The following is a 15,526-nucleotide window of genomic DNA, read 5'->3' on the forward strand; positions in this document are numbered from 1 at the left end:
CTTACTTCGCAGCCGTGGGGATACCGGTGACCTTGATCGCCGTGTACTGCTGACGGTGACCCTGGCGACGGCGGTAGCCGGTCTTGTTCTTGTAGCGCAGGATGTCGATCTTCGCGCCCTTGTGGTGGTCCACGATCTCGGCCTGAACCTTGATCCCGGCCAGCACCCACGGGTCGCTGGTCACGGCGTCGCCGTCGACAACGAGCAGGGTCGAGAGCTCGACCGTGTCGCCAACCTTGGCAGTGGAAATCTTGTCAACCTCAACGATGTCGCCGACAGCAACCTTGTGCTGGCGACCACCGCTGCGCACGATGGCGTACACGCGGATCTCTCTCTCACTCGGGACGGATGCTCCTGAAGCCAGCCGCTCACACGGGCCGGGGCCCGAGATGATCCGGAATTGGACGAGCGGCCTCTCCCCTGCCGGTCCGCTTGCGCGGGCGGTGCGGGAGGAAGGTGCTCAGGAGCGCGACGCACGCTGAACGGTAATCGTTCAAGACACGCCGACGGTCTAGGTTACGGGGCCGGTCGCAGAGGGTCAAACCGGGCCCCGCGGTGCCCGTGGGACCCGCCCGGAGGCGGGTCCCACGGGGTTACGGGACGGATCAGGCCTCGGTCGGAGCCGTGACGGACGGAGCGCTCTGCTCCGCCGCCGCGGTCTTCTTCGTGACCCGCTTCGCCGTGGTCTTCTTGGCCGTCGCCTTCTTCGCGACGGTCTTCTTGGCGGCCGCCGCCTTCTTGGCCGGGGCCTTCTTCGCGGTGGTGGTCGCCTTCTTGGCCGGAGCCTTGCGGGCGGCCTTCTTGGCCGGAGCCGCGGGCTCCTCCGAGGCCGGGGCCTCGGCGGCCGGGGCTTCGGCCGCGGGTGCCTCGGCGGCCGGCTCGGGCTCCACCGCCGGGGTCTCCACGACCACGATGGCGGCCTCCGCCGCGCCCGCCGGAGCGGTGGCCTTGCGGACGGCGCGGCGACGCGGACGCGCCGGGGCGGCCTCCACGACGGGCTCCGGCTCCACGACCGGCGCGGGCGCCGGCTCTGCGGCCTCCACGACCGGCTCGGGCTCGGGCTCGGCGACGGCCTCCACGACCGGCTCCGGCTCCGGGGCCGGCTCGACCACCGCGGTGGTGGCCTTACGGGTAGCCCGGCGACGGGTACGACCCTTCGGCGCGGCCTCCTCGACCGGGGCGACCTCGGCCGCCTCGACGACGGGCAGGGCGACGGCCTCCACCGGCTCGGCCGCGACCTCCGCGGCCGGCTCCAGGACCGTGTCGGCCGGCTCCGTCACCGGCTCCGCCTCGACCACGGGCGCCGGGGCGGCGACCGGAGCGGCAGGGGCGGTGGCGGCAGCGGCCGCACGACCCGCACCGCGCGGGGCGCCCGCCGGAGCGGTGGCCTTGCGGGTGGCACGGCGACGGTTGCGACGTCCGCTGATCCCGGCGGCGGCCTCCGCCTCGGCGGCGCTGCTGTACAGCTCCTCGTCCGGGACGAACTCCGGCTCCGGCAGCGCGCGCGGCGCGGCGGCCTCGGCGGCCACCTCGGCCTCGGTCTCGGCCTCGACCTCGACCTCGAACCCTTCGGTCTCGACGGTCTCGATCGCCTCGACCTCGTGGTCGTGCTCCAGGGCGCGGCCGGCGCGGCGCTTGGCGCGCTTGCCGTTGCCACCGCCGCCGATCGCGGTCGGCGTCTCCATGTGCACGATGACACCGCGGCCGTTGCAGTGGACGCAGGTCTCGGAGAAGGACTCCAGCAGGCCCTGGCCCACCCGCTTGCGGGTCATCTGGACCAGACCCAGCGAGGTGACCTCCGCCACCTGGTGCTTGGTGCGGTCGCGGCCCAGGCACTCCAGCATCCGCCGCAGGACCAGGTCGCGGTTGGACTCCAGGACCATGTCGATGAAGTCGATGACGACGATGCCGCCGAGGTCGCGCAGCCGCAGCTGGCGCACGATCTCCTCGGCCGCCTCCAGGTTGTTCCTGGTGACGGTCTCTTCGAGGTTGCCGCCCTGACCGGTGAACTTGCCGGTGTTGACGTCGATGACGATCATCGCCTCGGTCTTGTCGATCACGAGGGAGCCGCCCGAGGGCAGCCACACCTTGCGGTCGAGCGCCTTGGCGAGCTGCTCGTCGATCCGGTACGTCGCGAAGACGTCGACCTCGGAGGTCCAGCGCGAGAGCCGGTCGGCCAGGTCCGGGGCCACGTGGTTCACGTAGCCGTGGATGGTCTCCCAGGCGCCGTCACCGCTGACGATGACCTTCGAGAAGTCCTCGTTGAAGATGTCGCGCACGACGCGGACGGTCATGTCCGGCTCGCCGTACAGCAGGCTCGGCGAAGAGGTCGTGATCTGCTTCGACTTCTTCTGGATGTCCTCCCACTGGGCCTGCAGACGCTCGACGTCGCGGCGCAGCTCGTCCTCGCTCGCGCCCTCGGCGGCGGTGCGCACGATGACGCCCGCGTCCTCGGGGACGATCTTCTTGAGGATGCTCTTCAGACGCGCGCGCTCGGTGTCGGGTAGCTTGCGGCTGATGCCGGTCATCGAGCCCTCGGGCACGTAGACCAGGTAGCGGCCGGGCAGGGACACCTGGCTGGTGAGGCGGGCGCCCTTGTGGCCGATCGGGTCCTTGGTGACCTGCACCAGGACCGACTGGCCGGACTTGAGGGCGGACTCGATGCGGCGCGGCCCGTTGGCCATGCCGAGCGCCTCGAAGTTGACCTCGCCGGCGTACAGGACGGCGTTGCGGCCCTTGCCGATGTCGATGAAGGCGGCCTCCATCGACGGCAGCACGTTCTGGACCTTGCCCAGGTAGACGTTGCCGACGTACGAGGTGGCTTCCTCCTTGTTGACGTAGTGCTCGACGAGCACGTTGTCCTCAAGGACGCCGATCTGGGTGCGCTCGCCGCTCTGGCGGACGACCATCACGCGCTCGACGGCCTCACGACGGGCCAGGAACTCGGCCTCCGTGATGATCGGCACACGACGACGACCCTGCTCGCGCCCCTCGCGGCGGCGCTGCTTCTTCGCCTCCAGGCGGGTGGAGCCCTTGATGGACTGCACCTCGTCGGACGGCTCGGCCTTCTCGCGGGCCGGGCGCGGCTCGCGGACCTTGACGACGGTGCGTACGCCGTCCTCCTCGCCCGCCTCGGTGTCGACGGCGCTGTCACCGCTGCGGCGGCGACGGCGACGGCGGCGCCGGCTGGAGGTGGAACCGAGGGCCTCGTCGGACTCCTCTTCCTCTTCCTCCTCGGCCTCGTGCTCGGCGGCCTCGGCCTCGGCGTCCTCTTCGGCGGCCTCGTCGAGGTCGGCGGTCTCACCGCGACGGCGACGACGGCCACCGCGACGGCGGCGGCGCGAGGGGCGCTCGCCCGACTCGTCGGTCTCGTCCTCGTCGAGCTCGGCGGCCTCGGCCTCCGGCTCCTCCTCCACGGCCTCTACGTCGGCCAGGGACACGGGCGCGGACGGCGCGGCGGGAGCCTCGGGCTCGGCGACGGCGCCACGGCGGCGACGACGGCGACCGGCCGGCCGCTCGGCGGCGACCGGGGCCTGGACCTCGGCTTCGACCTCCTCGACCTCTTCCTCCTCGGCCTCCTCCGCGCGCCCGGCGGCAGCGGCGGCCGCGGCGGCCAGGGCGGCGGTCTCCGGGGTCTGGAACATCGGCTCGGTGAAGACCGGGGCCTGGAAGACCGCCATGGCGGGGCGCGCGGCGCGGCGGCGGCGCGGGGCTGCGCCGGGGCGGCGGGCGCCTCCGGCTCGGCGGCGGGCTGCGGCGCGGGGCGGCCGGGGCGGTGGTGGCGCGGGTGGCGCGACGGCGACCGCCGCGCTTCGGGAGTCGACGGCGTCGGCGACGGTCACGGCGCGCTTGGCGGGGCGGCGGGCGCCTCCTCCTCAACGGTCTCCTCGACCACCGGCGCGCTCTCGACGGCGGCCGGGGCGGCCACGGCGCGGGTGGCCCGGCGACGGGCACGCGGAGCCGGAGCGGCGGCGGGCGCCTCCTCCTCGACCTCCTCCACCTCGGCCGGAACGGCCTCGGCGGCAGGCGCCTCGGGAGCGGTCGCGGCGCGGGTGGCGCGACGACGGGCACGCGGAGCCGGAGCGGCGGCGGGCGCCTCCTCCTGCGGAGCCTCCTCGGCCACGGGCGCGGCCTCGACGGCGGCCGGAGCGGCCACGGCGCGGGTGGCCCGGCGACGGGCACGCGGAGCCGGAGCAGCGGCGGCGGGGTTTCCTCCTCCACCTCGGCCGGAACGGCCTCGGCGGCAGGCGCCTCGGGGGCGGTCGCGGCGCGGGTGGCGCGGCGACGGGTGCGCGGGGCAGGGGCGGCGGGCGCCTCCTCCGCGACGGGCTCGGCGGGCGCGGCGGGCGCGGCGGGCGGGGTGGCCTCCACGACGACGGCGGTGGCCTCGACGGCCGCCGGGGCCGTCACGGCGCGGGTGGCCCGGCGGCGGGCGCGCGGGGCGGAGCGGCGGGGCCTCGTCGGCCACGGGCGCCGCTTCGACGGTGGGGCGGCCTCGGCGGCGGGCGCCTCCGGGGCGGTGCCGCCGGGGGGACCGGCGGGCCGGGAGGCGGCGCGGCGACGCCTGCGCGGGGGCAGGTTGTCGCTGGGGCTGCCGTTGTCGGCGGTGGGGGTGTTCTCGTTTTCGGTGTTGAGCATGCGGGCGGTTCTCCCGTCACGCTCCCGGGCGCCGCGGCTGACGTCCGGTCCGGCTCGGCCCCGCGCGGGAAGCGCGGAGCCGGCCTCCGGGGCGCGTTCGCCACACGGGAGCTGTAGTCCATGGCCGCCGGTTCCGTACGTCTTGTCCGTACGGCCTGGCGGAAGTCTTCAGGTCAGTGCGCTGCCCGACCCAGGTGGCTCCCGAGTGCCAGGGCGGCGCGACGACGACGATCCCTACGCGGCGGGACCTTCCGGCGCCTTCGCGTCGGCTGTCGCGGCGGCCGTGGGTGGGGCGGCCGTGACTGCCTCGCGGTCGGGCGCGAGCGGGTCGGTCACCGTGCCGGACTCCTCGTCGAAGAGCCCCTGCGCCAGCCTGGTCACCGCTGCGGGGACCGGCGGCGCCAGGTCGGCCACAGCTTGGAGACCGGACAGGACGTCGTCGGGTCGCACGGCAGGTGTCAAATGCCGAACAACCAGCCGCAGTATCGCACAGGCATTGTCCAGTGGCCTATCAGCCTGATCGGGAAGGGCTTCGAGGCTGACGACGGCGCCGCGGGTGTCGAAGGTCCGTACGCCGTTCTTGGTGCGGCGCTGGACCTCGACGGTCTCGGCGGCGAGGAAGGTCTCCACGGCCGCCGCGGCGTCGGTGGGATCCACGCCCTCCAGACGCAGTTCCCAGATCGAGGCGGTGAGTCGGTCGGCGAGGCCGGAGGTGCGGGCCTCGACGGCGTCGATGATGTCGAGGCCGAGCGGCATCGACTCGTCGAGCAGTTCGCGGAGCTTCGCGGGGTCGCGGGGCGCCGCGAGGGCGATTTCCAGGTACTCGGCCTCGCTGCCGGTGCCGGTGGGCGCGGCGTTCGCGTACGAGACCCTGGGGTGCGGGGTGAAGCCGGCCGAGTACGCCATGGGCACCTCGGCGCGGCGCAGGGCGCGCTCGAAGGCGCGCTGGAAGTCCCGGTGGCTGGTGAACCGGAGGCGGCCACGCTTGGTGTAGCGCAGTCGGATGCGCTGCACCACCGGTGCGGGAGGCGGGCCTTCGGGCTGTCGCTTGCCCAGTGGTTCTTCTCCTTGTGCGGGGCGTCGCGGCTCGCGCGTCGCCCTGAGGTCTGGGGGCCGGCCGGCTCCGCCCGGCGCCCGGCTCACCCCCGCCGTACGGGCGGGGAGATCTCGGGAGCGGGCGTGGTGCCTGCGGCTGTCGTACTACCCAGAGTACGCGCCCGTGACCTCGCCGGTTCCCGGGGCGGTCCGCCGAACAGGGCCCGGCGGACCTCCGCGCGGGCCTCGCGCACGGCGGCGCGGGCCGTCCGCCACACGCCGCGTACGACATGTCCGACAGGGGTGGCCACGTGCCGGTACACCCAGGCGGCCGGCCGCGCGACGCAGCCGCGCCACAGCCACCGCAGTCCGCGCCCGAAGGCCCTGGTGACGCGGCCGGCGAGGTGCCAGGCGGCGACGAGGACCCGCCCGAGCGGTATCAGGACGTGCCGGTACAGAAGCCCGAGCGGCGGCGCGAGCACGTAACGCCACACCCCGACCAACAGCCACAGCAGCCCCTTCGCGACCGGGACCAGGACGTGGCGCCACAGGGCGACCCACGGCCAGACGAACACGGCGGCGAACATGCGCGGCAGCAGCCACCGCAGCCCGTGCCCGAGCGGGGTCAGCACCGCCCGGTAGATCCAGGCCAGGGGCGGCGCCACGAGGTGCCGCAGCACCCACCCGCTCCCGGATCCGAGGGGCACGAGGACGTAGCGGCCGAAGGCGAGGACCACCCAGGAGAGTCCCCGGCCGACCGGCCGCAGCAGGTACCGGTACAGGGCGGACGCCACGGGCGTGACGACGTAGCGCCACAGCCCGACCCAGGGCCAGTAGAAGACGAGAAGGGCGAGGGGCCGCAGCACATGAGCCCACAGCCGCACGCCCAGCCATCCCAGCGCCTTCCCGGCGGGCCCGAGGACATGGCGGCGCACGGTCCGGGCGCCGGCGACGAGGAGGTCCCAGACCACCCGTACGGGCAGCACCACCAACACCGCCACGATCTTGACCGGCACCCGCACGACACCGACCAGGCACCCGTCCCCACCGGCCCCGGCCTGTGACTTCTCGATCTTCATACGGCTAAGGACACCAGAAGCCGCCGCATCGTTGCGCCGCCCCGGACTCGATCCGGAAACGAACGAACCCCCCGACCGCGCGCGGTGGGGGGCTCGTCGACCTACTTCACGACCGACAGGGGCAGCAGCTTCTTGCCCGTCGGACCGATCTGGATCTCGGTCTGCATCTGCGGGCACACGCCACAGTCGAAGCACGGGGTCCAGCGGCAGTCCTCGACCTCGGTCTCGTCGAGGGCGTCCTGCCAGTCCTCCCAGAGCCAGTCCTTGTCGAGGCCGGAGTCGAGGTGGTCCCAGGGGAGGACCTCCTCGTAGGTGCGCTCGCGGGTGGTGTACCAGGCGACGTCGACACCGTAGGCGGGCAGCGTCTTCTCGGCGGCCTGCATCCAGCGGTCGTACGAGAAGTGCTCGCGCCAGCCGTCGAAGCGGCCGCCCGACTCGTAGACGGCGCGGATGACGTCGCCGACGCGGCGGTCACCGCGTGAGAGGAGGCCCTCGACGATGCCCGGCTTGCCGTCGTGGTAGCGGAAGCCGATGGAGCGGCCGTACTTCTTGTCGGCGCGGATCTTGTCGCGGAGCTTGCCCAGGCGGGCGTCCGTCTCCTCGGCCGACAGCTGCGGCGCCCACTGGAAGGGGGTGTGCGGCTTCGGGACGAATCCACCGATCGAGACCGTGCAGCGGATGTCGTTCTGGCCGGAGACCTCGCGGCCCTTGGCGATGACGTTGACGGCCATGTCGCCGATCTGGAGGACGTCCTCGTCGGTCTCGGTGGGCAGGCCGCACATGAAGTACAGCTTCACCTGGCGCCAGCCGTTGCCGTACGCGGTGGCGACGGTACGGATCAGGTCCTCTTCGGAGACCATCTTGTTGATGACCTTGCGCATGCGCTCGGAGCCGCCCTCGGGGGCGAAGGTCAGGCCGGAGCGGCGACCGTTGCGGGTCAGCTCGTTGGCCAGGTCCACGTTGAAGGCGTCCACGCGGGTCGACGGCAGGGACAGGCCCACCTTGTCGTCCGTGTAGCGGTCCGCGAGGCCCTTGGCGATGTCCGCGATCTCGGAGTGGTCCGCCGAGGACAGCGACAGGAGGCCGACCTCCTCGAAGCCCGTCGCCTTGAGACCCTTCTCGACCATCTCGCCGATGCCGGTGATGCTTCGCTCCCGCACGGGGCGCGTGATCATGCCGGCCTGGCAGAAACGGCAGCCGCGGGTGCAACCGCGGAAGATCTCCACGGACATCCGCTCGTGGACGGTCTCGGCGAGCGGGACCAGGGGCTGCTTGGGGTAGGGCCACTCGTCGAGGTCCATGACCGTGTGCTTGGAGACGCGCCACGGAACGCCGGAGCGGTTCGGCACGACACGGCCGATGCGGCCGTCCTCCAGGTACTCCACGTCGTAGAAGCCCGGCACGTACACGCCGCCGGTCTTCGCGAGGCGCAGCAGGACCTCCTCGCGCCCGCCCGGACGGCCTTCGGCCTTCCAGGCGCGGATGATCTCGGTCATGTCGAGGACGGCCTGCTCGCCGTCGCCGATGACGGCGCAGTCGATGAAGTCGGCGATCGGCTCGGGGTTGAACGCCGCGTGCCCGCCCGCGAGGACGATGGGGTGGTCGACCGTACGGTCCTTGGACTCCAGCGGGATGCCCGCGAGGTCCAGGGCCGTGAGCATGTTGGTGTAGCCGAGCTCGGTGGAGAAGGAGAGCCCGAAGACGTCGAAGGCGCCGACGGGTCGGTGCGAGTCGACGGTGAACTGGGGCACCTTGTGCTCGCGCATCAGTTCTTCGAGGTCGGGCCAGACCGAGTAGGTGCGCTCGGCGAGGACGCCCTCGCGCTCGTTGAGCACCTCGTAGAGGATCATGACGCCCTGGTTGGGCAGCCCGACCTCGTACGCGTCCGGGTACATGAGCGCCCAGCGGACGTCACACGACTCCCAGGGCTTCACCGTGGAATTGAGCTCACCACCGACGTACTGGATGGGCTTCTGCACATGCGGGAGCAGAGCTTCGAGCTGTGGGAAGACCGACTCGGACATCACGCGACTTTCGTGAAGCGGGCAGGGGGCGACTCTCCAGAGTACCCGAGGCGGGCCGATCCCCCGCTCGCGATGATCACCCGAGGGCGGCGCGCAGGGCGGGGTCGGACGCCTCGGCCCAGACGTCCGGGAGGTCTCGCTCGCCGCGTTCCGCGCGCGCTTCCTCGCGGCCGTGGAGAAGGCCCCAGGTGAAGGAGGGTTCGCCGGCGCCGTGGGCCTGGTGGGTCAGGTCCCGCAGGGCGGTGCGGGCGACGACGCTGTCCTGGTGTTCGCCCAGCAGGTTCTGGACGGACTTCATGGCCTTGGCGAGCTCCTCGGCGGACGTGCCGAGGGCGGGCTCGGCGGCCTCCGCCGCGTAGCGGGCGCGTTTGGCGGCCTTGCGGGCGTCGTGCAGGGCGTGGTCGCGCGCCTCCCCCGGGTCCAGGGAAAGGGCGTGGTCGACGCGGGCGGCGAGGCGGCCGTAGTCGCGCAGGATCGCTTTCGGCAGCCCCTTGGCGGCGGGTTTCGCGGCGCCGGACAGCAGCGGGGGGTCGGCGAGCAGGCCTTCGAGGCTGTCGAGGAGGGCCAGGTGGCGGGGGTTGTCGAGGGCGGCGAGGGCGAGGCGGCGGGAGGCGGAGCGGCGGGTCTTGTTCCAGGTGCGCAGGCGCTTTCGGACCGGGCCGGCGAGGAGGGTGCGGGGGAGCTCGGCGATCGCGGCCTCGAAGTGCTCGTGGAGGACCTCCTGGTCCCGGTCGACGCCGAGTTCTCCGCCGAGCCGGCGCAGTTCCTCGCCGATGGGGTCGGTGACCTCGCGGTCGAGGACCTTGCGGTAGGTCTTGAAGGCGCTGCGCAGCCGGCGGGCGGCGACCCGCATCCGGTGCACGGAGTCGGGTTGGTCGCGGCGTACGGCGGGGTCCTGGGCGATGAGGGCGTCGACCTGTTCGCGCACGTACGCCAGGACGTGGGCGCCGGTGGTGCCGTCCTCGGCCGCGTCGGCGGCGGGCCTGGGGGCGGGTTCGGTGCCGGTCTCGGCGAGGGCGCGGGCGAGTTTGGAGGGGGCGTCGGAGACCTTGAGTCCGGCCTTCTTGAAGGCCTTCTCGACGGCGTCGAGGAGGCCGGGGTCGACTCCGTCGGCGAGTTCGACCTCGACCTCGGTCCAGGTGGCGGTGGTGTCGTCGCGTTCGGCGGTGACGGCGTCGGTGCTGAGTTCGGCCAGGAGCGTGCCGTCGGCGTCGAGGAGGTGGCTGATCCGGCGGGAGGAGAGCAGCCGGACCTGGGGGCGCAGGTCGGCGCGGCGGACCCGGGAGCGGACCAGGGCGGCGAGGGGACCGGGCACGGTGTCGCTGAGGTCGGCCCGGACCTCGTCGCGCACGCCGGGGGCGACGGGGAGTTTGAGGTGCCAGCCGGCGTCCGCGCCGCCGGTGCGGCGGCGCAGGGTGAGACCGTCGGCGGCGAGCCGGTGGTCGGGGGTGTCGTAGTAGACGGCGTCGAGGTCGGCGGTGCCCTGGTCGAGGACGGCCGCGATGCCGGCCGTCCCCGTCAGATCCGGCACCCCGCGCCGCTCCGCCTTGGGCTTCGTGAACTCGAATTTCCGCTCGATTTCGCGCTGCGTGTCCGCCATGGATCGAATCTAATCCTGAACGGAACGCGACGTCAGGGTGAACAACGGATTCGACCGAGATCCACCGGAGGAGAGCTACGCGGACAGCGGACGCTGGACCCGGATCGACTGGAGCAGTCCGACCGCCACCCACACCGCGAACATCGACGAACCTCCGTAGGACACGAACGGCAGCGGCAGACCGGCCACCGGCATGATCCCCAGGTTCATCCCGATGTTCTCGAAGGCCTGGAACGCGAACCAGGCGATGATTCCGCCGGCCACGATGGTCCCGTACAGCTCGGTGGTGGCGCGGGCGATCATGCAGGCGCGCCACAGCACCACCCCGAGCAGGCCGAGGATCAGGATGCCGCCGACGAAGCCGAGCTCCTCCCCCGCCACCGTGAACACGAAGTCCGTCTGCTGCTCCGGCACGAACTGGCCGGTGGTCTGCGGGCCCTTGAACAGGCCGGAGCCCGTCAGGCCGCCGCCGCCGATCGCGATCCGCGCCTGGTTGGTGTTGTAGCCGGCGCCCGCGGGGTCGAGCTCGGGGTTGGCGAAGGCGGCGAAGCGGTTGATCTGGTACTGGTCGAGCACGCCCAGCTGCCAGACCAGGAGCGCGCCGGCCGTCCCGGCGCCGATGAGCCCGAGCACCCAGCGGTTGGAGGCCCCGGAGGCCAGCAGCACCCCGAGGACGATCACGACCATCACCATGACCGACCCGAGGTCGGGCATCAGCATCACGATGCCCATGGGGGCCGCGGCCAGACACAGCGCCTTGACGACGGTCCGGTGCTCGGGATGCTCCAGGTCGCCCGCGTCCACCCGGGCCGCCAGCAGCATCGCCATCACCAGGATGATCGTGACCTTCACGAACTCCGAGGGCTGGAGCGAGAAGCCACCGCCGACGACGATCCAGGCGTGGGCGCCGTTGATGGTGGCGCCGAGCGGGGTGAGGACGGCCGCGACCAGCACGAGCGAGAGCCCGTACAGGACGGGGACGGCGCCGCGCAGGTTGCGGTGGCCCAGGAGGACCGTCCCGATCATCAGGACCAGGCCGATGCCGGTGTTGAGCAGGTGGCGCCAGAGGAAGTACTGCGGGTCGCCCTGGTTGAGGTAGTCGCGGTGGCGGGTCGCGGACCACACCAGCAGGGCGCCGATGAGTGACAGTGCCAGTGCCGACAGCAGTATCGACCAGTCGAGCCGGCGCAGGACCGAGTCGCGGGCCGTCAGCCGGGTGAGCGGGCCCTTGCGGGGCGCGTACCGGGACACGGAGAACTTGTTGGCGGTCTGCATCATCACGTCTCAGTCATGCCGCAGGGGCGGCGGGCCGGCGAGCACGGGCGCCAGCTCCTCCGGGGACGGGGGCACGTACGGCTTGATCTCGGGGGCGTCGATGCTGCCGTCGGGGTGGACGGTGGGCAGCTTCGCCTCCGGCTTGGGCAGGAGGGCCTTGCCGGTGTCCTTGCCGTCCATGGTGAGGCCGTACATCGCGTTGTAGATGTTGCGGACGGCGGGGCCCGAGGCGCCGGAGCCGGTGCCGCCCTGGGAGATCGTCATCACGATGGTGAAGTCGTCGGTGTAGGTCGCCAGCCATGAGGTGGTCTGCTTGCCGTAGACCTGGGCGGTGCCGGTCTTGGCCCGCAGCGGGATCCGGTCGAGCGGCCAGCCGCCGAAGCGCCAGGCGGCGGTGCCGCCGGGTTCGACGACCATGCGCAGGCCCTTGTCGAGGTCGGCGACGGTCTTGGCGTCGACCGGCAGCTTCCCGTGGGCCTCGGGCTTGATCTCCTCGATCTTGCCCTCGGGGCTGACCACGGCCTTGCCGACGGTGGGGTTGTAAAGGGTGCCGCCGTTGCTGATGGCGGAGTAGGCGGTGGCCATTTGGATGGGGGTGACGAGGACGTCGCCCTGGCCGATGGCGAAGTTGATGCTGTCGTAGGCCTTGAGCTGGTTGCCTTCGAGGCAGCTCTCGTAGGCGATCTGCTCGACGTAGGTGCCGCCCTTCTTGCCCTGCTTGCACCAGGAGGCCTTGTTGGCGTCCCAGAAGCTCTGCTTCCAGTGGCGGTCGGGGATGCGGCCGGTGACCTCGTTGGGCAGGTCGATGCCGGTCTCGGAGCCGAGTCCGAACTCGCGGGCGGTGCGGTAGAACCAGTCGTGGGCGTCCTTCTTGGGTTCGAGGCCGCCGTCGCGCTGCCACTCCTTGTGGCCGAGGGCGTAGAAGACGGTGTTGCAGGAGAACTTGAGGGCCTCGCCGAGGGTGATGGGGCCGTGCCCCTTGGACTCGAAGTTCGCGAAGCTGCGGCCGCCCATGTTGTAGGAGGCGCTGCAGTTGTACTTGTCGTCGAAGGGGTAGCCGGCGCGCACGGCGGCGCTCGCCGAGACCACCTTGAAGATGGAGCCCGCGGGGGCCTGGCCCTGGATGGCCCGGTTGAGCAGCGGGTAGTTGGAGTCCTTGCTGGTGAGACGGGCGTAGTCCTGGCCGGAGATGCCGCCGACCCAGACGTTTGGGTCGTAGTCGGGCTGGGAGGCCATGGCGACGACGCGGCCGGTCTTGGTCTCCATGACGACGACGGCGCCGGAGTCGGCCTCGTACTTGCGGCCGGTGATGTTGTCGGTCTCGTTGCGGACGGTCTTCATCGCCTGCTGGAGCTCGTACTCGGCGACGGCCTGGACCCGGGCGTCGATGCTGGTGACGAGCGAGGATCCGGCGACGCCCGGGTCGGACTTCGTCTGGTCCATCACCCGTCCGAGGTTGTCGACTTCGTACGAGGTGACCTGCGCCTTGCCGCGCAACTCCTTGTCGTACGTGCGCTCGATGCCGGAGCGGCCGACCTGGTCGGAGCGCAGGTGCGGCGAGTCGGTGTCCTTGGCCTTCTGGATCTCGTCGTCGGTGACGGGCGAGAGGTAGCCGAGCACCTGCGCGGTGCGGGCGCCGCCGGGTGCCGGGTAGCGGCGTACGGCGGTGGGTTCGGCGGTGATGCCGGGGAAGTCCTCGGGGCGTTCGCGGATCTGGAGGGCCTGTTGGGTGGTGGCTTCCATGGTGACGGGGATCGGCTGGTAGGGGGAGCCGTTCCAGCACGGTTTGGGGGTCTGCGAGTCGCAGAGGCGGATCTTGTCCATGACGTCCTGCGGCTTCATGTCCAGGACTCCGGCGAGGCGGGTCAGGACGGCCTTGCCCCGGTCCTTTATCCGCATCAGCTCGGTGCGGGACGCGGAGACCACGAGGCGGGTCTCGTTGTCGGCGAGCGGGACGCCGCGGGCGTCGAGGACGGCGCCGCGCACGGCGGGCTGCACCACCCGCTGGACGTGGTTGCTCCGGGCCTCGTCGGCGTATTCGTGGCCGTTGCGGATCTGGAGGTACCAGAGCCGTCCGCCGAGGGTGAACAGCAGGGAGAAGACGAGGATCTGGATGATGGCGAGTCGGATCTGCACCCGGGGGGTGCGGCCGGTCTCGGGAATGTTGGTCATGCGTCGTGCTCCCCCGTCACAGCTTCTTGACGCTCTTCACGCCTTTGACGCCCTTTATGCGACCGGCACGGTTGGCGCGCAGCCGGCTGGTCTTCATGCGCAGGCCGCCGCGCTGGCTGCCGATGCGCAGTCCCGTGCCGCCGGCGAGCCAGCCGGAGGACACGTCCTTGCCCTGGGGCGGTCCGCCGCCCGCCTCGACGGCCATCGGGTCGTTCTCGGCCCGCCGGGCCAGCGCCATGATGAACGGCACCGTGAACGGGGCCAGCAGCAGGTCGTAGAGGGTGGCGGTGAACAGCAGCCCGGTCAGGCCCACGTGTCGGGCGGCGGTGTCGCCGACGAGGGCGCCCACGCCGGCGTAGAGGAGGGTGGAGCCGATCGCGGCGGCGACGACGGTCAGCATCGGGCCCCAGGCGGAACGGAACCGCCCGGAGTCGGGGCGGACCAGGCCGACGAGGTAGCCGATCAGGCACAGGACGAGCGCGTACCGCCCGGCGGCGTGGTCGGCGGGCGGGGCCAGGTCCGCGAGGAGGCCGGCGCCGAAGCCGATGAGGGCGCCGCCGAGGTGCCCGTAGACCAGGGCGAGGGCGACGACGGTCAGCAGGACGAGGTCGGGGACGGCGCCCGGGAGCTGGAGCCGCCCGAGGACCGCGACCTGGATGACCAGGGCGACCACGACCAGCGTGGCCGAGAGCAGGATCCGGTTGAAGCGCATGGTCGTCGGCTCCTACTCGTCGTCCGGCTGGGCGGGCGCACTGGCCGAAGCCGACGGGGTGACCGTGACGGTGACCGTCGGGATCGGCTTGGGCGCTTCGGGCTTGGGTGGCAGGACGGCGTCGCGCGGGTCCTCGCGCGGGGGCATGACCACCACGCCGACGATGTCCAGGCGGGAGAAGCCGACGAAGGGGCGGACCCAGACGGTGCGGGTCAGATCGCCGCGCACGGGTTCGATCTTGACGATCTCTCCGATCGGAACGCCGGGCACGAAGGGCTTGTTGCCGCGCGAGCCGAAGGTGACGAGCCGGTCGCCCGGGTTGATCTTCGCGCGGCCGTTGAGCATCTGCACGGACAGGGCGCGGTCGCCCTGGCCGGTGGCGAAGCCGAGTTCGCCGGTCTTCTCCAGGCGGGTGCCGACGGTGAAGCCGGGGTCGTTGGCGAGGACCACGGTCGCGGTGTCGGGGCCGACGGTGGCGACGCGGCCCACGAGCCCGTCCCCGTTCAGGACGGTCATGTCCCGCTCGATGCCGTCCTTGCTGCCCGCGTCGATGGTGACGGTCCAGGAGAAGCCCTGGGCCGCTCCTATGGCGATGACCTCCGCGCCCTTGATGCCGTACTGGCCGGCGCCGGCGCGCTTGAGCATCTCGTCGAGCTCGTGGATGCGGCTGCGGGTCTGGTCGTCGCTGCCGAGCTTGGTCTTCAGTGCGGTGTTCTCGCGCTCCAGGACCGCGATGCGGCTGTGGCGCCCGCCGGAGTCCCGTACGGCTCCTATGGCGTGGGCGACCGGGTCCACGGCCGTCGCGACGCCCTTCTCGACGGGGCCGAAGACCGCCGCGGCGGCCTGCCGGGCGCCGTCCACCGGCGACTCCTCGCCCGCCCTGATGTCCACCGTGATCAATGCGAACGCGATGGCGATCAGCAGCACCAGGAGCAGCCGGCTCTCTCGTGTGTCCCTCACGTGCGGCGGCCGTGCCTTCCTCGTAGAAACT

The 15,526-nt window shown here is 72.3% G+C and carries 9 protein-coding genes and 1 pseudogene; all 10 read right to left on the reverse strand.

Features of this window, described 5'->3' with window-relative positions:
• Position 1 precedes the first annotated feature (1 nt).
• The 10 genes and pseudogenes from rplU to mreC all read right to left on the reverse strand — a co-directional run bounded on the left by rplU (position 2) and on the right by mreC (position 15,495).
• The gene (gene rplU / locus M4D82_RS11855) at positions 2-322 is read right to left on the reverse strand and encodes a 50S ribosomal protein L21 (RefSeq protein ID WP_030159347.1); all 321 of its coding nucleotides are present in this window, start codon (positions 320-322) and stop codon (positions 2-4) included.
• A gap of 283 nt (positions 323-605) precedes the next feature.
• A pseudogene (locus M4D82_RS11860) lies at positions 606-4,638 on the reverse strand (Rne/Rng family ribonuclease).
• Between the two features lie 234 nt (positions 4,639-4,872).
• The gene (locus M4D82_RS11865; RefSeq protein WP_249766018.1) at positions 4,873-5,652 is read right to left on the reverse strand and encodes a TIGR03936 family radical SAM-associated protein; all 780 of its coding nucleotides are present in this window, start codon (positions 5,650-5,652) and stop codon (positions 4,873-4,875) included.
• Between the two features lie 125 nt (positions 5,653-5,777).
• A complete protein-coding gene (locus tag M4D82_RS11870; RefSeq protein ID WP_249766019.1) occupies positions 5,778-6,752 on the reverse strand; it encodes a hypothetical protein in 975 nt (324 codons plus the stop codon).
• A gap of 101 nt (positions 6,753-6,853) precedes the next feature.
• Entirely contained in the window at positions 6,854-8,779 is a 1,926-nt protein-coding gene (locus M4D82_RS11875) for a TIGR03960 family B12-binding radical SAM protein (RefSeq protein ID WP_249766020.1), read from the reverse strand.
• A gap of 73 nt (positions 8,780-8,852) precedes the next feature.
• Positions 8,853-10,376: a CYTH and CHAD domain-containing protein gene (locus tag M4D82_RS11880; RefSeq protein ID WP_249766021.1), complete on the reverse strand. Its 1,524-nt coding sequence runs from the start codon at positions 10,374-10,376 to the stop codon at positions 8,853-8,855.
• A gap of 75 nt (positions 10,377-10,451) precedes the next feature.
• Positions 10,452-11,651: a rod shape-determining protein RodA gene (gene rodA / locus M4D82_RS11885; protein ID WP_249771715.1), complete on the reverse strand. Its 1,200-nt coding sequence runs from the start codon at positions 11,649-11,651 to the stop codon at positions 10,452-10,454.
• A 9-nt stretch (positions 11,652-11,660) separates the two neighbouring features.
• A complete protein-coding gene (gene mrdA / locus M4D82_RS11890; RefSeq protein WP_249766022.1) occupies positions 11,661-13,823 on the reverse strand; it encodes a penicillin-binding protein 2 in 2,163 nt (720 codons plus the stop codon).
• Between the two features lie 16 nt (positions 13,824-13,839).
• Complete coding sequence (mreD, locus tag M4D82_RS11895; protein ID WP_249766023.1) at positions 13,840-14,535, reverse strand: rod shape-determining protein MreD; 696 nt, start codon at positions 14,533-14,535, stop codon at positions 13,840-13,842.
• A 12-nt stretch (positions 14,536-14,547) separates the two neighbouring features.
• The gene (gene mreC, locus M4D82_RS11900) at positions 14,548-15,495 is read right to left on the reverse strand and encodes a rod shape-determining protein MreC (RefSeq protein WP_249766024.1); all 948 of its coding nucleotides are present in this window, start codon (positions 15,493-15,495) and stop codon (positions 14,548-14,550) included.
• Positions 15,496-15,526 lie beyond the last annotated feature (31 nt).

Origin of the sequence: Streptomyces sp. RerS4 (assembly GCF_023515955.1) — a bacterium.
GTDB lineage: Bacteria > Actinomycetota > Actinomycetes > Streptomycetales > Streptomycetaceae > Streptomyces.